This is a genomic window from Luteimonas aestuarii, assembly GCF_004357985.1.
In the GTDB taxonomy this organism is placed as follows: Bacteria; Pseudomonadota; Gammaproteobacteria; order Xanthomonadales; family Xanthomonadaceae; genus Luteimonas; species Luteimonas aestuarii.
In genome coordinates, this window is sequence record NZ_SMTF01000008.1 from 41,090 (window position 1) to 57,570 (window position 16,481).

Below are 16,481 nucleotides of genomic sequence, written 5' to 3' on the forward strand. Positions count from 1 at the left end.
TGCGGCGCGATAATCACGCCATGGCCATCCGTGAACTGTCCCCCCGAGAAGCCAGCCAGCGCCTGGCACAGGGCGCAACGCTGATCGACGTGCGCGAGGACCACGAGCGTGAGCTCGGCATGGCCGAAGGCGCCCGCGGCATCCCGCGCGCCGAGCTGGAGGATGCGCCGCACCTGCACGTGCCCGACCGCGACACCGAACTGTTGCTGATCTGCCAGAGCGGCGGGCGCTCCATGCTGGCCGCCGAGTGCCTGCAGCGGCTGGGCTACGCGCGCGTGGCGTCCGTGCGCGGCGGTTCCGCGATGTGGCAGGCCGAGGGCTTGCCGTTCACCCGGCCTGCGGCGCAGGTGGACGAGGATTTCCACGCGCGCTATTCGCGGCACATGAAGCTGCCTGAGATCGGCGCCAAGGGGCAGCGGCGGCTGGAAGCGGCCAGCGTGCTGGTGCTGGGCGCGGGTGGTCTGGGATCGCCGCTGGCGTTCTACCTCGCCGCGGCCGGCGTGGGCCACCTGCGCATCGCCGACGACGACACCGTCGACCGCAGCAACCTGCAGCGGCAGATCCTGCATGTCGATGCCGATGTCGGCATGCCCAAGGTCGATTCCGCCGAGACGCGACTGTCGGCGCTCAATCCACGCGTGCAGGTCGAAGCGGTGGCCGAGCGCGCGAGTTCCGGCAACATCGATCGCCTCCTCGAGGGCGTCGACGTGGTGGTCGATGGCGCCGACAACTTCGCCGCGCGCTACCTGCTCAACGATGCCTGCGTGAAGCACGCCAAACCGCTGGTCTATGGCGCCGTGCATCGCTTCGAAGGCCAGGTGGGCGTGTTCGATGCCGGCCGCCAGCGCGGCGTCGCACCGTGCTATCGCTGCCTGTTCCCCGAACCGCCGCCGCCGGAAGCCGCGCCCAACTGCAGCGAGGTCGGTGTGCTGGGCGTGCTGCCGGGCGTGATCGGCCTGCTGCAGGCGACCGAGGCGATCAAACTGCTGCTGGGCTTGGGCGATCCGCTGGCCGGGCGCATCCTGCACTTCGATGCGCTGGCGATGCGCTTCCGCGAAACGCGGCTGTCGCCCGACCCAGACTGCCCGGTCTGCGCGCCGGGCAAGCCGTTCCCCGGCTACATCGACTACGCGGCGTTCTGCGCGGGCTAGGCGCGTTCGGTCGCGCGCTTCACGCCGGGAGGCGTGCGGTGCCAATTCCGCCATCCATCGCTGCTTGCGATCGTCATGCCTGTGCAGGCGGGCACCCATGGATGTCCGGGATGGCCTGGCAACCGCCTCGGGACCCCGCCTGCGCGGGGGTGACGGCGTGATGAGTGGCGATGGCGCTGCAGGTGCCTTGAACGTCATCCCGCGATTTTCGTCCGGTCCTCACGCGGGCTCGCGTTAGGCTGGCATTCCCTACAGGAAGGCGGTGCCATGTCAGGATGCCGGCGTCTCGCTTGTCTAGCGCTGTTGCTGCTGTGCAGTCCGCTGCGCGTGGTGGCGGCCGATCCCTGCACCCTGCCGGACACCTATGCCGGTGCCACGACTGCGGCGCGGATTGCGGCCACCGCGTGCACCGAGCATCGCCTCTGGTACCGACCCTTCATCGACGCGCAGGGTCGGCTGGCCGGCAGCCGCGTACGCGAAGCCGAGGCTGCGCGACTGGGCAACGGCCAGCCGGCGTGGGAGCGGGTGGTCGAATACTGGCGCGACAGCGGCCTGCTGTGGCAGACGCAGGCGGCCTCGGCCTGTGGCGGCATGGAGGGCATCGGAGCACCGGCCTGGTGCCGGGGGTTCGTGGTCGATACGCCGTGGTCGGCGGCGTTCGTGTCCTGGGTGATGCAGCAGGCGGACGTGCCCGGCTACCGCGGTTCCGCCAGCCACGTGCACTACGTGCGCCGTGCCTACCGCGATCCGCTGGGCAGCGCCTATCGCGTCAGCTACCCGCAGGGCGCGAAGCCGGTGCAAGGCGACCTGCTGTGCTACGCACGGGTCGCGTCGCGCACCTACGGTTTCGATGGGCTGATGGCACAGCTGGCCGGCGACGACGGCGGCCTCAACATGCACTGCGACATCGTGGTGGGCATCGCAGATGGCATGGCCTACCTGGTCGGCGGCAATGTGTTCGACGGCGTGACGATGCGAATGCTGGCGCTGGATGCGTCGGCGCGGCTGTCGACCTTGCCGATGCGCAGCACCGAAGACCCGGAGTGTGCGCCGGAGCGCCCGGAGGCCTGCGACATGAATCGCCAGGACTGGGCCGTGCTGCTGCAACTGCGCCCGGAAACGGAGCTGGCGGCCTTGCGCGCGCCGCGGGCGTTGCCGGAACTGCCTGTGGCTGGACCCGCGCAGCCGCTGCCTGCGCGTTGCTGCGTCGAGTGCGTGCCCGAAGACACCGCGCCCCCTTGTGCGCCCATGGCGGAGCAGGGGATGGAGTAGTCGACGGTCGCGGCTATTCGGCGGCGTCGGCCGCGGGTGGCGCGGGCGGTGGCAGGAACGCGGTGAGCGCTTCCGCGAACTCCGGATGCAGGCCGATGTCGTTGTGGTCTGCGGCGGCGATCTCGACCACCTCGGGCGGCACCGGCAACGCCGCCACCAGCGCTTCCGTATTGGCGCGCGGCACGATGGTGTCGTTGCCGCCGTGCAGGACCAGCACCCGGTTGCGATAGCCGCGCAGGTTGTCGGCCGACGGGTAGCGGTCGCGCAACAGCCAGCGCACGGGCAGCCAGCGGTAGTGCCCGGCGGCGACGTTGGCCAGGCTGTCGAAGGGCGTGACCAGCGCCAGGCGATCCACCGGTCGATGCGCCGCGACATGGCTGGCGACGCCACTGCCGAGGCTACGGCCGATGGCCGACACCGGCTGGCCGGGGTGACGCGCCTGTACGTCGTCGAAGAACGCCAGCGCATCGTCGAGCAGGCCGGGGCCGGCCGGCGTGCCGTCGCTGGCGCCGTAGCCGCGATAGGCCAGCAGGTAGACGGTGTGGCCAGGGAACCACTGTGCGAAATCGTCGCGGTTGGCCTGCACGGCCTCGGCATTGCCACCGAAGTAAAGGATGGCCGCTGGCTGGCCGGGATTGACGATCCACCCGCGCAGCACCGTGTCGCCACGTTCGAGCGCGTAGTCGGTGCTGGCCGCCTCGACGCGGGTCAGTTCGGGAAAGTACACCAGCTTGCGCTGCATCACGAACAGGAACAGGCACAGCCCCAGCCACGCCAGCAGCAGTGCAGTGCCCAGCAGCACGAACATGCGCCGCATCGGTCAGGCTCCCTTCCCGGTGGCGGCAGCGAATGCGGCCAGTTGTCCGGGCGTGGCCTCGCGCTGGTGCTTTGCCTTCCAGTCCGCGAATGGTTCGCCGTAGACCGCCTCGCGCGCATCGTCCTTCGTCATCGCGATGCCGCGTGCGTCGGCGGCTTCGCGGTACCAGTCGGCCAGGCAGTTGCGGCAAAATCCGGCGAGGATCATCAGGTCGATGTTCTGCACGTCGGGCCGCTGCTGCTGCAGGTGGTGGCGCAGGCGGCGGAATACCGCGGCTTCGATGCGCAGGGTCTCGATATCGATGTCCTCGTCCGCAGGTGTCATCGCGGTGTTCCTTGTGTTCGTGGTCGGCGGCAGAAGCGGGCGCGACGGTGCATGTTCGCAGCGGTTCGTTTCGCGTCGCCATGATACGGGGTGGCCAACGCCGGCCTGTGGGACAATGCCGCCCCACGTCGCCGCTCCCACGCCCACCAATGACCGCCCGCATCCTCGACGGCAAGCGTATTGCCGATTCCCTGCTGGACGAACTCAAGGCGCGCGTCGATGCGCGCGTGGCCACGGGCCTGCCGCGTCCGGGGCTGGCCGTGGTGCTGGTGGGCAGCGACCCGGCCTCGCAGTCCTACGTGCGCAACAAGCGCCGCGCCGCGGAAAAGGTGGGCATCCAGGCCTTCGACCATGACCTGCCGGCCGGCACGTCCGAGGCCGACCTGCTGGCGCTGATCGACCGGCTCAACGCCGATCCGGCCGTGCACGGCATCCTGGTGCAGTTGCCGCTGCCGGGCATCCCCGACGCCACCCACCTGATCCACCGCATCGACCCGCGCAAGGACGTGGATGGCTTCCATCCCGAGAACGTCGGCCACCTTGCGCTGCGCCAGTTCGGCCTGCGTCCGTGCACGCCGCGCGGCATCACCACGCTGCTGGCCTACACCGACCGCCCGGTGCGCGGGCAGAGCGCGACCATCGTCGGCGTCAGCAACCACGTCGGCAGGCCGATGGCGATGGAACTGCTGATCGCCGGCTGCACCGTCACCAGCTGCCACAAGTTCACGCCGCGCGAGGTGCTGCAGCGGCACGTCGGCGAGGCCGACATCCTGGTGGTGGCGGTGGGCCGACCCGGGCTGATCCCCGGCGAGTGGGTGAAGCCGGGCGCGGTGGTGATCGACGTCGGCATCAACCGGCTGGAGGATGGCCGCCTGACCGGCGACATCGCATTCGAGGCTGCGGCGCAGCGTGCCAGCTGGATCACGCCCGTCCCTGGTGGGGTGGGCCCGATGACCGTCGCCACGCTGATGCAGAACACGCTGGAAGCCGCCGACGCGGCGACGCCGAGGCGCGCCGCCTGAGTCCGGCGCGGCGCCCCGGGCTCGCGCGGGCTTCACGATGCCCTGTTCAGACTGTTGAGTGATGCGTGTGGCCGGTTCGGCCATGCGTCGCGGGCAGCCGGAGGACGGGGATCATCGTTGCAGCCAGACTGAATGTTCGCGCGGCTATCGCCGTTGCCGTCCTTGCGCCGGCGCTTGTGGCCTGTGCAGGCCCGCAATCCGCGCTCGATCCCGCGGGACCGGCCGCGGACGCCATCGCCACGACCTGGTGGCTGATGTTCGGCACCGCGATGGCGGTCTGGGCAGCGGTCATGGTGCTGGTGCTGCTGGCGATGCGCCGAGGCCGTGGCCTGCGCCCCGCGGCGGGTCGGAAGATGATCGTAGTCGGCGGAGCACTGGTGCCGACCGTCCTCCTGGCGGCCCTGCTGGTCTATGGCACCCGCACCAGCGACCTGGTGACCGGTCGCGGCAGCGATGCCGAGCTCGTCGTGCGTGTCACCGCAAGGCAGTGGCAATGGCAGTTCGATTATCTGGACGATGAAGGTGGCACGATCGGCTCGACCCTCGACCGGCTTGCGCTGCCGCTGGGACAGATGGTGGAGTTCCGTGTCGGTAGCGAGGACGTGATCCACAGCTTCTGGATCCCGCGCCTGGGCGGCAAGATGGATGCCATCCCCGGCCGCGACAACGTCATCCGCCTGCGTGCCGACCAACCCGGCCCGATGCGCGGACAGTGCGCCGAGTTCTGCGGGCTGGACCACGCCACGATGGCCTTCGAGGTGGTGGTGATCGATCCCGACGAACTGTCCGCATGGATTTCGGCGAATGCCGTGGCGGCCATCGATCCCGCGGAGGGCCTGCGATGAGCGATGCTGCCACGCACGCCGGGATCGATGCGGCGGAGCACGACCGTCGCCTGGCCGAGCTGGACCGCATCTGGTGCAACGAGCCCGGCGTCCGCGGGCAACTGCGCGCAGTCAACCACGGCACCGTCGGCCTGCGTTTCATCGCCGCCGGTTTGGCCTTCATGCTGGTTGGCGGCTTGCTGTCGATGTTCATTCGCCTGCAGCTGGCATGGTTCGATGCCGAGGTGCTGGACCCGGAGCGTTTCAACCAGTTCGTGACCCTGCATGGCACGACGATGATGTTCCTGTTCGCGGTGCCGGTGATGGAAGGCTTCGCGATGTACCTGCTGCCGAAGATGATCGGCGCGCGCGACCTGCCATTCCCGCGGATGAGCGCGTTCGGCTGGTGGTGTTACCTGTTCGGCGGCCTGTTCCTGTATTCCAGCCTGCTGTTCGATGCCGCGCCCGACGGTGGCTGGTTCATGTACGTGCCGCTGACCGATGCCACGTTCTCGCCGGGCATGGGGCCGGACTTCTGGTTGATCGGCGTGACCTTCGCCGAGATCGCGGCGGTGACGGCGGCGGTGGAGCTGGTGGTCGCGATCCTGGTCACCCGTGCGCCCGGCATGGACATCCGCCGCATGCCGCTGTTCGCCTGGGCGATCCTGGTGATGGCCTTCATGATCGCGCTCGGGTTCCCGCCGCTGATCCTGGCCAGCATCCTGCTGGAGATCCAGCGTGCGTTCGGCTTCGTGTTCTTCGACCCCGCGCTGGGCGGGGACCCGCTGCTGTGGCAGCACCTGTTCTGGCTGTTCGGGCACCCCGAGGTCTACATCATCTTCCTGCCCGCGGCGGGCGTGGTGTCGATGGTGGTGGCGACGTTCGCGCGCCGGCCCATCGTCGGCCACACCTGGATCGTGCTGGCGCTGGTGGGCACGGGTTTCCTGAGCTTCGGGCTGTGGGTGCACCACATGTTCACCGTCGGCATCCCGCTGCTGGCGCTGGCGTTCTTCAGCGCGGCCAGCATGGCGGTGGCGATCCCGACCGCGATCCAGGTGTTCGCCTGGATCGCGACCCTATGGTCTGGCCGACCGTGGCTCAGGGTCCCGATGCTGCACATCTTCGGCTTCTTCTTCGTGTTCGTGCTGGGCGGCCTGACCGGGGTGATGCTGGCCTTCGTGCCCTTCGACTGGCAGGCGCACGACACGCACTTCGTGGTCGCGCACATGCACTACGTGCTGATCGGCGGGATGATGTTCCCGCTGTTCGCCGGGCTGTACTACTGGCTGCCGCTGGCCAGCGGGCGCATGCCGTCGGAAAGCACCAGCCGCACTGCGTTCTGGCTGGTGTTCATCGGCTTCAACCTGACTTTCCTGCCGATGCACCTGACCGGGTTGCTGGGCATGCCGCGACGCGCCTATACCTATCCGGAGGAACTGGGCGTCCACTGGCTCAACCTGCTGTCGACGGCGGCGGGCTTCGTGCTGGCGGTGGGCATCATCGCGATCCTGGTCGATGCCGCGCTGTGTTTCGTGCATGGCCGCCGCGGGCGCGGCAATCCCTGGCGCGCGGGCACGCTGGAATGGGCGGTGCCACAGCCGGTGCCGAACTACAACTTCGCCTCGATCCCTCGGGTCGAGGCGCGCTACCCGCTGTGGCAGGACCGCGGTCTCGCCGCCCGCGTCGCGCGGGCCGATGGCTGGCTGGGCGATCCGGCCAGCGGACGCCGCGAAATGCTGGGCACGGGCGTGGTCTCGGCCAAGCCTGAGCAGGTTGTCTTCATTTCCTCGTCTTCGTGGTGGCCCATCGCCTGCGCCGCCCTGATCGCGCTGATGCTGGCACTCTTCATCTCCAAGCAGTACCTGCTGTCGGCCGCATGCGTGCCGCCGCTGGCGGCCTCCTTCATGGCCTGGGCCTGGACCACCGGCCATCGACGCGCGCCCTTGCGGGTGGATGCGGGGCAGGGCTTGCAGTTGCCGTCGCAGTATGCCGCCCGCAATGCGCCGGGCTGGTGGGGCGTGGTGGTGACGATGCTGATCGACGGCTCGCTCTTCGCATCGCTGGTGTTCGCGTACTTCTATTTGTGGCTGGGCGCCGACGCCTGGCCGCCGCCCGGCATCGGCGACGCGCGGCTGGCACTGGCCCCGGTGGTGGCTGTCGCGATGCTCGGCGGCGCCTGGTTGTCGTCCCACCTTGCGGATCGCGCGTTCAGGGCGCAGCGCACCACGCGCACGATGTGGCTCGCAGGCGTGGCTGCACTCGCAGCACTCGGCTACCTGCTGCTGTACCCACCAGCGGTGTCGATATTGGTCGGGGTGCCGCAAGCGCATGCCTACGCGTCGCTGGTGTGGATGCTGGCGGGGTTCTGCGTGGTGCACGTGGCCGTCGCCGTGCTGATGGTGGGCTTCGCCATCGCGCGCATGGCCTGCGGCTACGTAGACGCTGCACGGTCGCTCGAGTGGCGCGTGGCATCGACCTTCCTGCGCTACGCGCTGGCGCAGGCCGCCATCGGCTGGACCGTGGTGCACCTGTTCCCGTTGGTACAGGGATGACGGGTACGTCGCGCCCACGCCGCTTCAGCTGGATCGCCGCACCGATGGTGTGGTGGGCGCTGCATTTCGTGGCGGTCTACAGCCTGCAGGGGCTGGTCTGTGCACGCGGCTGGAGCCAGCCGGCGGGCATCGCCGGCATCACCGGATTGACGCTTGTTGCATGGGCCGTAGTCGCGTGGAGTGGCGTTCACGGACGGCGCGTGCTGGACGCTGCCGCCGATGATCCACGCGGCACTCGATTCGCCGCGCGCCTGGTGGTCTGGCTGTCCGTACTGTCTGCAGTGGCGATCGCATTCACGGTGCTGCCGGTGTTGCTGCTGCCACCCTGCAGATGAGGAGTCGATGATGCGCAAGACGCTGGAACAACCCGTCCCGGAGAACCTCAGCCCTTCGGTGGAAAGCCGGGTGGCGGTGAAGCGGCATCCGCTGCATCCGATCCTGGTGGTGTACCCGGTGGTGTGCCTGAGCCTGCTGCTGCCGTCAGACCTGGCCTACCTGTGGACCCAGGACGATTTCTGGGCACGCGTGTCCTGGTGGTTGAACCTCATGGGACTGGCCAGCGGACTGTTCGCGGCGGTGTTCGGCATCCTCGACATGTTCCTGATCCGCATCGCGCGACGGCATGTCTCCGTCTGGAACCATTTCGTGGCGGGCGTGATGCTGCTGGCGCTTGCGGCGCTGGGCGTCTGGCTGCGCGCAGGCGAACCCGCGGCGGTGTGGCCGTGGGCAGTGGTGCAGTCGTCGCTGTGCCTGCTGATGGTGGGCGTGGTCGGCTGGCTCGGTGGCACGCTGACCTTCGGCCACGGCATCGGCGTGTACGGCCACACCGCCAAGGATTACGGCGCCGACGACGCGCCCGGCGAATGAATCGGGCCGCCATCCACCACGCTGCCGGGTGGTGGCAGTCCGCCGGCGGTGCGCGGCTTGGCGCCGGTGAGTGCCGCCGCGGCCAGCAGCAGCACCAATGGCACCCAACCCAGCATGCGATAGAACGGGGCGCTGTGGTTGTCGCGTCCATGGCCCAGGGCGTACAGGTGCAGGCCCAGCGTGAGGTGCAGCAGCACCGCCAGCGTGACCACGCCCAGTTTCGCCACCAGCCAGGCGCTGGGCTCGACCCACGGGATCAGCGCCATGCCGAACGCGATCGCCAGTACGCCGGCGGGCGTGGTGATGCGGAAGAACAGGCGGTTGGCCACCGGGTTGAAGAATCCGGCGCGGGCATCGCGTTCGCGGCGATGACGCGCGACGAACAGCCGCGGCAGGAAGAACAGCCCGGTGAACCAGACGGCCATGCAGGCGATGTGCGCGACTTTCAGCCAGAAATACATGGGGCGGGCTCCGTGCGGGTGCGGGGGCGGGGCGGGCGCAAGGCCTGCGTCGCCGCATCAGCCGTCATCTTGCCGCATCCGGTGTGGGCGGCAGGCGAACTGCCCGGCGAGGTGCCGACGCTGGCCACGGCGTGGTCGCTGTCGCCGGTGGTACCTGCGTTGCTGCTGGTGATCGCGCTGTACGGGATCGGGTTGTCGCGCCTGTGGCGCGGGGGGCATGCCGGGCGGGGGATCTCGATCGCGGAAGCGGCGTCGTTCTTCGCCGGCACCGGCGTGCTGGTGCTGGCCATGGTGTGGCCGGTGGACGCGTATGGCGCATGGCTGCTTTCCGCGCACATGGGGCAGCACATGCTGCTGCTGGCACTCGCGCCGCCGCTGTTGCTGGCGGGGCGACCGTTGGCGGTCCTGGCTGCGGCGCTGCCGCCGCGCTGGTCGAAGGCGCTGCATCGTGTGTTGCATCCGCTGCAGGCGCCCTTCAGTCGCACGCTGGCCCTGGCGACCTCCGCCAACGTGGCGGTGATGTGGGGCTGGCATGCCCCGGCGGCCCTCGCACTGGTCATGCGAAGCGAGCCGGCGCACTGGCTGATGCACGGCAGTTTCCTGCTCGCCGGGTTGTGGTTGTGGACGTTGCTCTGGCAGCGCATCCGCGACGACGCCTCGGGCGCTCTGTCGGGCGCGATCGCGATCGTGGTCGTGATGATGCAGATGGGCTTCCTGGGCGCGCTGCTGGTGTTTTCGCGACGCATCCTCCATCCGGTGTATGCGGACCGCGCGGCGGAGCTGGGCATCACGGCCTTCGACGACCAGCAGTTGGCCGGGCTGATCATGTGGGTGCCGTCCGCCTTGCCTTACCTCGTCGGTGCCGTCTGGCTACTGGCACGGGAGTTCAGGCGGATGGAGCGACGACCGGGATGACCGGTGTCGTGGGCATGGCTGCCGGGGGTTCTCCCACCCGAGGCGGACGTTACCTAGGCATCGCGCGCATCGACGCGATCTCCTCGCGCGAATCGCGACGTCGTGCCGCTGGTCGGGTGAGGAATGCGAACAGCAGTCCGCCCAGCGCGCCGCCGACGGCCATCAGGAACGTGGCACTGGTCTCGCGCGAGGCGCCCACCAGCAACGCCACCGGGGACAGGAAATTCACCAGCGGGATCGCCGCGAGGACCGCGAGATAACCACCGAGCATGTAAAGACCGATGCGCAGGCCGGGACGTAGGCCCGAGAGCCAGCCTGCCACCAGGAATGCGACCAGCAATGCCGGCGCCACGATGTAACCGCCGTAGGTGGGCGAGAACCCACTGAAGAGGTCGCGCATCATCGTGTCGATGCGCACGCCATCGACGTCGACGCCAATCGACGCAAGCGCCTGCAGGTTGTAATGGCTCTGCACCAGCGCGCCCACCACGATGGCCAGCAGCACTGCGGCGATGAATGCGAGGATGGTACGTCCCGACAGCAGGTTCTTCACGATGCTTTCTCCCGGCGTGTGAGGCAATGGCGCCAACGCACGCGATGCATGCAATGCGTGTCGCGATTGTCACGCTGCAACGGTGGAGGTCTGGTGATGGCGCAGGATGGTTTGCAACGATGGGTGTCCGGATTGCGTCGATGGCTGGTTGCAGGCGCGTGCCTCGTCGCAGCCCCGTTGGCGTTGGCGCAGGATGTCCGCGTCGAAACCGTTGCCGAGGGACTCGAGAATCCCTGGTCGATCGCCTTCCTGCCCGATGGACGGATGCTGGTGACGGAGCACCCGGGCCGTCTGCGCGTGATCGAGGATGGCAAGCTTCATGAGGCGCCGGTCGAGGGGTTGCCACCCATCTTCCATTCCGGGCAGGCCGGACTGTTCGAAGTGTTGCCCGCGCGAGACTTCGCCGAAAGCGGCGTGCTGTACCTGTCGTTCGCGCACGGCGACAAGGATGCCAACCACACCCGCATCGTGCGGGCCGTATTCGATGGTCGTCGCCTGAGCGATGTCACGCCCATCTTCACCACGCAACCGGCGAAGTCGGGCGACGCGCACGCCGGCGGCAGGATGTTGAAGTTGTCCGACGGCACTTTGTTGCTTGGCCTCGGGGATGGCTTCTTCTTCCGCGAGGAATCGCAGAAGCTCGACAGCCACATGGGCACCATCGTCCGCATCAATGCCGACGGCAGCGTGCCCCGTGACAACCCCTTCGTCGGCCGGGAGGGCGTACTGCCCGAGATCTACAGCTATGGCCACCGCCATGTGCAGGGCTTGGTGCTGGATGGCGACCGACTGCTGTCGCACGAGCATGGCCCACGCGGCGGTGACGAGATCAACCTGGTCGAGCCAGGCATGAACTACGGCTGGCCGGTCATCACCTACGGTCGGGACTACAGCCGTGCCCTGATCTCTCCGTTCACCGAGCGCGAGGGCATGGAGCAGCCGCTCTTGGTCTGGACGCCGTCGATCGCGCCCGCGGGGCTGGCGCTCTACGATGGCGAACTGTTCCCGCAATGGCGCGGCAGCCTGCTGGTGGCGGCCCTGGCCGAGAAGAGCCTGCGCCGCGTCGAGATGTCCGGCGGCCAGCCGGGGCGCCAGCACGTATTGCTGGAAGACCTGGGCGAGCGCATGCGCGATGTGCGGGTGGGGCCGGACGGCGCCGTTTACCTCGCCACCGACGAAAAGGACGGCCGCGTGATCCGGCTGGTGCCGGGGGCAGGCTGATTCCGCGTCGGGGGAGCCTGCGGGAAGGGGGCAGGGGGCGGTATAATGCCGTGCTTCCCCACCACCCCCGGGACTGCCGATGCTCCGCATCAAGGCTGAAGCACTGACGTACGACGACGTTTCGCTCGTCCCCGCCCATTCCGCCGTCCTGCCCAAGGACGTGTCGCTGGCGACCCATCTCACCAAGTCCCTGCGCCTGAACCTGCCGATCGTGTCGGCGGCGATGGACACCGTGACGGAAGCGCGCCTGGCCATCGCCATGGCCCAGCTGGGCGGCATCGGCATCGTGCACAAGAACCTCAGTGCCGAGCGCCAGGCCGCCGAGGTGCAGCAGGTCAAGAACTTCGAGGCCGGCGTGATCCGCGAGCCGTTCACCGTCGGCCCGCAGACCACCATTGGCGAGGTGCTCAAGCTCACCCGCGCGCGTCGCATTTCCGGCGTGCCCGTGGTCGACGATGGACAGCTGGTGGGCATCGTCACCGGGCGCGACATGCGCTTCGAGAAGAAGCTCGATGATCCGGTGCGCAACATCATGACCCGCAAGGAGAAGCTGGTCACGGTGCGTGAGGGTGCGAGCGACGACGAAGTCATCGGCCTGCTTCACAAGCACCGCATCGAAAAGGTGCTGGTGGTCAACGATGCCTTCGAGCTGCGCGGCCTGATCACGGTCAAGGACATCCAGAAGAAGAGCGACAACCCGAATGCCGCGTACGACGACGACGAGCAGTTGCTGGTCGGTGCCGCGGTCGGCGTGGGTGGCGATACCGAGCGCCGGATCGAGTTGCTGGTCGCGGCCGGCGTGGACGTGGTGATCGTCGATACCGCGCACGGCCATTCGCAGGGCGTGCTGGATCGCGTGGCCTGGATCAAGAAGCAGTATCCGAAGCTCCAGGTGATCGGCGGCAACATCGTGAGCGGCGATGCCGCGCTGGCGCTGATGGATGCCGGCGCCGATGCGGTGAAGGTGGGCGTGGGCCCCGGCTCGATCTGTACCACGCGCATGGTCGCGGGCGTCGGCGTGCCGCAGGTCACCGCGGTGTCGATGGTGGCCGAGGCGTTGCAGGACCGGATCCCGCTGATCGCCGACGGCGGCATCCGCTACTCGGGCGACCTCGGCAAGGCCATCGCTGCTGGTGCCTCGACCATCATGATCGGCGGCCTGTTCGCCGGCACCGAGGAATCGCCCGGCGAAACCGAGCTGTTCCAGGGCCGCAGCTACAAGAGCTACCGCGGCATGGGCTCGCTGGGCGCGATGGAGAAGGGATCCAAGGACCGCTACTTCCAGGACTCGGCCGATGCCGACAAGCTGGTCCCCGAGGGCATCGAAGGCCGCGTGCCATACCGTGGCCCGCTTTCGGGCGTGGTGCATCAACTGGCCGGCGGCCTGCGCGCGACGATGGGCTACGTGGGCTGCGCGACCGTCGAGGAAATGCGCAAGAAGCCGGAGTTCGTGAAGATCACCGGTGCCGGCCAGCGCGAAAGCCACGTCCACGACGTGCAGATCACCAAGGAACCGCCGAACTACCGGATGGGGTGAGGCATGACGCAGGAGTTGCTGTGGAGATTGGCAGGCGTGGTGATGCTGCTACTGCTGCCGACATTCTTGATCGCGAGTGCTGCCGTCGACCTGAAGGTACGTTGGGCGCGTTACGCGTTTTCGATTCTTGCCTGGCCGCTATGCATGTCAGTCGGGCTTTACTACTTCACGATTACTGCGCCATCACCCGAAGCGAATGGTGCGGCCACGATGTCACTGGTCACGAAGGGTGTAGGAATTTCCCTGATTCCCGCGCTTTTCTGGACGTGGCACTTCCGGAACATCGTGCCAAATGGAAGATCGAAGTTGAAATGACCAATATCCATACCGACAAGATCCTGATCCTCGATTTCGGCGCGCAATACACGCAGCTGATTGCCCGCCGCATCCGCGAGATCGGGGTGTACTGCGAGATCTGGGCCTGGGACCACGACCCGGCCGAGATCGCCGCCTTCGGTGCCAAGGGGATCATCTTCTCCGGCGGGCCGGAATCGACCACGCTGCCCGGCGCCCCCAGGGCACCGCAGCAGGCGTTCGACAGCGACCTGCCGATCCTCGGCATCTGCTACGGCATGCAGACCCTGGCCGCGCAGCTGGGCGGCGCCACCGAGGCCGCCGACCAGCGCGAGTTCGGCCATGCCGAGGTCGATGTGGTGCATGCCGATGCCCTGTTCTCCGGCCTCACCGACCACCCCGGCGAGTCGCGACTCAATGTGTGGATGAGCCACGGCGACCATGTGTCCGAGGTGCCGCCGGGCTTCACCGTCACCGCGACCACGGACCGCATCCCGGTTGCGGCGATGGCCAACGAAGACAAGCACTGGTACGGCGTGCAGTTCCATCCCGAAGTCACGCATACGTTGCAGGGGCAGACGCTGCTGCGTCGCTTCGTGGTGGATGTGTGCGGCTGCCAGACGCTGTGGACCGCAGCCAACATCATCGACGACCAGATCGCGCGCGTAAGACAGCAGGTCGGTTCGGACGAGGTGATCCTGGGCCTGTCGGGTGGGGTGGATTCTTCGGTCGTCGCCGCGCTGCTGCACAAGGCCATCGGCGAACAGCTGACCTGCGTGTTCGTCGATACCGGCCTGCTGCGCTGGCAGGAAGGCGACCAGGTCATGGCGATGTTCGCCGAGCACATGGGCGTCAAGGTCGTCCGCGTCGATGCCGCCGATCGCTATTTCGAGGCGCTGGAAGGCGTGGCCGACCCCGAGGCCAAGCGCAAGATCATCGGCAACCTGTTCGTCGAGATCTTCGAGGAAGAGTCGAGCCGGCTGGCGAATGCGCGCTGGCTGGCGCAGGGCACCATCTACCCGGACGTGATCGAGTCGGCCGGGAGCAAGACCGGCAAGGCGCATGTCATCAAGAGCCACCACAACGTCGGTGGCCTGCCCGAGCACATGAAGTTGGGCCTGGTGGAGCCGCTGCGCGAACTGTTCAAGGACGAAGTGCGACGGCTGGGCGTGGAACTCGGCCTGCCGCGGACGATGGTCTACCGCCATCCGTTCCCCGGCCCGGGGCTGGGCGTGCGCATCCTCGGCGAAGTGAAGCGGGAGTACGCCGAGCTGCTGGCGCGGGCCGATGCCATCTTCATCGAGGAGTTGCGCAAGGCCGACCTGTACGACAAGACCAGCCAGGCTTTTGCCGTGTTCCTGCCGGTGAAGTCGGTGGGCGTGGTGGGCGATGCCCGGGCCTACGAATGGGTCATCGCATTGCGCGCGGTGGAGACCATCGACTTCATGACCGCGCACTGGGCGCACCTTCCGTATGACTTCCTCGGGACGGTGAGCAACCGCATCATCAACGAACTGCGCGGCATCTCCCGCGTGGTCTACGACATCAGCGGCAAGCCGCCGGCGACCATCGAGTGGGAATAGGTGGGCCCGGCCATGGCGGGCCCCGGCACCTGCCGCATGGCAATCGAGCAGGGCGTGGCGTGAGCGATTCCGGATCGATGGACACGAACGACGAACACTGGATGCGGCGTGCCTTCATGCTGGCCGATCGTGCCGAGCAGGAGTTCGACGAGATTCCGGTGGGCGCGGTGCTGGTCTCGCCAGCGGGCGAGGTGCTCGGCGAAGGCTGGAACCGGAACATCGTCGACCACGACCCGTCGGCGCATGCCGAGATCATGGCGATGCGCGCCGCGGGCAAGGCGCTGGGCAACCACCGACTGGTCGACTGCACGCTGTACGTGACCCTCGAACCCTGCGCGATGTGCGCGATGGCGATGGTGCATGCCCGGATCGCGCGACTGGTCTTTGGTGCCACCGACCCCAAGACCGGCGCCTGCGGCAGCGTCTTCGACCTGGTGGCGGACCCGCGCCACAACCATCGCATCGAGGTGCGCGGCGGGGTGCTGGGCGACGAGGCCAGCCGCAGGTTGAGCAACTATTTCCGCGCCAAGCGCGGCAAGCCCCCGCGGTAGCCGATCAGAGCAATGGGCTGCGCCGGTTGGCGTTCCGGTGGGCGTCGTCCATCTCGTCGTTGACCGCGCGCACGGCCATCGAAGCCTCGCTGGCCAGCAACAGGCTTGAGCCGAACATCGACAGCACGCCAAGCACCGCCATGATGGTCGGCCAAGGCCCGAAGACATGGTCGAAGTACGAGTCCAGTGCGACCAGCAGGCTGGTGGCGACGAAGCAGGCGATGGCCACGTACAGCATCTGGCTGGCACGCAGGATGATCATGCTGCGGCGGCGCTGGACCTTGATGCGGCGTTCCAGCAGCGTGCGGGCTTCCGCGTCTTCGCTGGACGCGAGGTCCTTGAGGAGTTGCCTTGCACGATCGATGATGCGCGCCAGTCGCGCGTTGGCGGACGCGAGCAGTGCCGCCGTGGCAGTCAGGAAGAAGGCGGGCGCCAGCATCGCGGTGAGGATGGCGTAGTGGCTCAGGGCGGCGTTCTGCAACATGTGTCCGGCTCGGCACGGGGGCTGCGTTATCATGCCGTGTCGCCACCCGGACC

The 16,481-nt window shown here is 68.1% G+C and carries 18 protein-coding genes; 13 read left to right on the forward strand and 5 right to left on the reverse strand.

The annotated features are described in order from the left end of the window. Nucleotides 1-20 precede the first annotated feature (20 nt). Nucleotides 21-1,151, forward strand: a complete 1,131-nt coding sequence (moeB, locus tag E2F46_RS10475; RefSeq protein WP_133322037.1) for a molybdopterin-synthase adenylyltransferase MoeB — start codon at nucleotides 21-23, stop codon at nucleotides 1,149-1,151. Between the two features lie 303 nt (nucleotides 1,152-1,454). Next, nucleotides 1,455-2,423, forward strand: a complete 969-nt coding sequence (locus tag E2F46_RS10480) for a DUF2272 domain-containing protein (RefSeq protein ID WP_165967435.1) — start codon at nucleotides 1,455-1,457, stop codon at nucleotides 2,421-2,423. Between the two features lie 13 nt (nucleotides 2,424-2,436). Here E2F46_RS10480 and E2F46_RS10485 read toward each other — a convergent pair whose 3' ends face one another. Together E2F46_RS10485 and E2F46_RS10490 are read right to left on the reverse strand one after the other, a co-directional pair. Beyond that, nucleotides 2,437-3,240, reverse strand: a complete 804-nt coding sequence (locus E2F46_RS10485; RefSeq protein ID WP_133322039.1) for an alpha/beta hydrolase — start codon at nucleotides 3,238-3,240, stop codon at nucleotides 2,437-2,439. Nucleotides 3,241-3,243: 3 nt separating this feature from the next. Then, nucleotides 3,244-3,564 (reverse strand): DUF1244 domain-containing protein, encoded by a 321-nt coding sequence (locus tag E2F46_RS10490; RefSeq protein WP_133322040.1) that lies wholly within the window; start codon nucleotides 3,562-3,564, stop codon nucleotides 3,244-3,246. 149 nt (nucleotides 3,565-3,713) lie between these two features. Between E2F46_RS10490 and folD the strand changes: the two genes are divergently transcribed. From folD to E2F46_RS10515, 5 genes are all read left to right on the forward strand, one after another. Continuing rightward, on the forward strand, nucleotides 3,714-4,586 hold the full coding sequence (gene folD, locus E2F46_RS10495; RefSeq protein WP_133322041.1) for a bifunctional methylenetetrahydrofolate dehydrogenase/methenyltetrahydrofolate cyclohydrolase FolD: 873 nt from the start codon (nucleotides 3,714-3,716) through the stop codon (nucleotides 4,584-4,586). Nucleotides 4,587-4,762: 176 nt separating this feature from the next. Further along, nucleotides 4,763-5,431 carry a cytochrome c oxidase subunit II gene (gene coxB / locus E2F46_RS10500; RefSeq protein ID WP_243720389.1) on the forward strand — a complete coding sequence of 223 codons (669 nt, stop codon included), beginning with the start codon at nucleotides 4,763-4,765 and terminating at the stop codon, nucleotides 5,429-5,431. Then, nucleotides 5,428-7,962, forward strand: a complete 2,535-nt coding sequence (gene ctaD, locus E2F46_RS10505) for a cytochrome c oxidase subunit I (protein WP_133322042.1) — start codon at nucleotides 5,428-5,430, stop codon at nucleotides 7,960-7,962. The genes coxB and ctaD overlap by 4 nt, the downstream gene beginning before the upstream one ends. Beyond that, nucleotides 7,959-8,297, forward strand: a complete 339-nt coding sequence (locus E2F46_RS10510) for a hypothetical protein (protein WP_133322043.1) — start codon at nucleotides 7,959-7,961, stop codon at nucleotides 8,295-8,297. Before ctaD ends, E2F46_RS10510 begins: the two co-directional genes overlap by 4 nt. A 10-nt stretch (nucleotides 8,298-8,307) precedes the next feature. Next, a complete protein-coding gene (locus E2F46_RS10515) occupies nucleotides 8,308-8,829 on the forward strand; it encodes a DUF2231 domain-containing protein (protein ID WP_133322044.1) in 522 nt (173 codons plus the stop codon). Here E2F46_RS10515 and E2F46_RS10520 read toward each other — a convergent pair. Further along, on the reverse strand, nucleotides 8,799-9,290 hold the full coding sequence (locus E2F46_RS10520) for a CopD family protein (RefSeq protein ID WP_133322045.1): 492 nt from the start codon (nucleotides 9,288-9,290) through the stop codon (nucleotides 8,799-8,801). The genes E2F46_RS10515 and E2F46_RS10520 overlap by 31 nt on opposite strands. Nucleotides 9,291-9,359: 69 nt before the next feature. Between E2F46_RS10520 and E2F46_RS10525 the strand changes: the two genes are divergently transcribed. Then, complete coding sequence (locus E2F46_RS10525; RefSeq protein ID WP_165967436.1) at nucleotides 9,360-10,205, forward strand: cytochrome c oxidase assembly protein; 846 nt, start codon at nucleotides 9,360-9,362, stop codon at nucleotides 10,203-10,205. A 49-nt stretch (nucleotides 10,206-10,254) separates the two neighbouring features. On the opposite strand, the gene E2F46_RS10530 is transcribed toward E2F46_RS10525, so the two are convergent. After that, the gene (locus E2F46_RS10530; protein WP_133322047.1) at nucleotides 10,255-10,758 is read right to left on the reverse strand and encodes a hypothetical protein; all 504 of its coding nucleotides are present in this window, start codon (nucleotides 10,756-10,758) and stop codon (nucleotides 10,255-10,257) included. A gap of 96 nt (nucleotides 10,759-10,854) precedes the next feature. Here E2F46_RS10530 and E2F46_RS10535 point away from each other — a divergent pair, with 96 nt between their 5' ends. The 5 genes from E2F46_RS10535 (at nucleotide 10,855) to tadA (ending at nucleotide 15,944) form a co-directional block, all read left to right on the forward strand. Then, nucleotides 10,855-11,979: a PQQ-dependent sugar dehydrogenase gene (locus E2F46_RS10535; RefSeq protein ID WP_133322048.1), complete on the forward strand. Its 1,125-nt coding sequence runs from the start codon at nucleotides 10,855-10,857 to the stop codon at nucleotides 11,977-11,979. 79 nt (nucleotides 11,980-12,058) lie between these two features. After that, a complete protein-coding gene (gene guaB, locus E2F46_RS10540; protein ID WP_133322049.1) occupies nucleotides 12,059-13,516 on the forward strand; it encodes an IMP dehydrogenase in 1,458 nt (485 codons plus the stop codon). Nucleotides 13,517-13,519: 3 nt separating this feature from the next. After that, entirely contained in the window at nucleotides 13,520-13,831 is a 312-nt protein-coding gene (locus E2F46_RS10545) for a hypothetical protein (RefSeq protein ID WP_133322050.1), read from the forward strand. Beyond that, on the forward strand, nucleotides 13,828-15,393 hold the full coding sequence (gene guaA / locus E2F46_RS10550; protein ID WP_133322051.1) for a glutamine-hydrolyzing GMP synthase: 1,566 nt from the start codon (nucleotides 13,828-13,830) through the stop codon (nucleotides 15,391-15,393). The genes E2F46_RS10545 and guaA overlap by 4 nt, the downstream gene beginning before the upstream one ends. A gap of 77 nt (nucleotides 15,394-15,470) precedes the next feature. Continuing rightward, nucleotides 15,471-15,944 carry a tRNA adenosine(34) deaminase TadA gene (tadA, locus tag E2F46_RS10555; protein WP_133322052.1) on the forward strand — a complete coding sequence of 158 codons (474 nt, stop codon included), beginning with the start codon at nucleotides 15,471-15,473 and terminating at the stop codon, nucleotides 15,942-15,944. Nucleotides 15,945-15,948: 4 nt separating this feature from the next. Here the strand turns inward: tadA and E2F46_RS10560 are convergent, their stop codons facing one another. Beyond that, entirely contained in the window at nucleotides 15,949-16,428 is a 480-nt protein-coding gene (locus tag E2F46_RS10560) for a DUF2721 domain-containing protein (RefSeq protein WP_243720390.1), read from the reverse strand. Nucleotides 16,429-16,481: the final 53 nt, after the last annotated feature.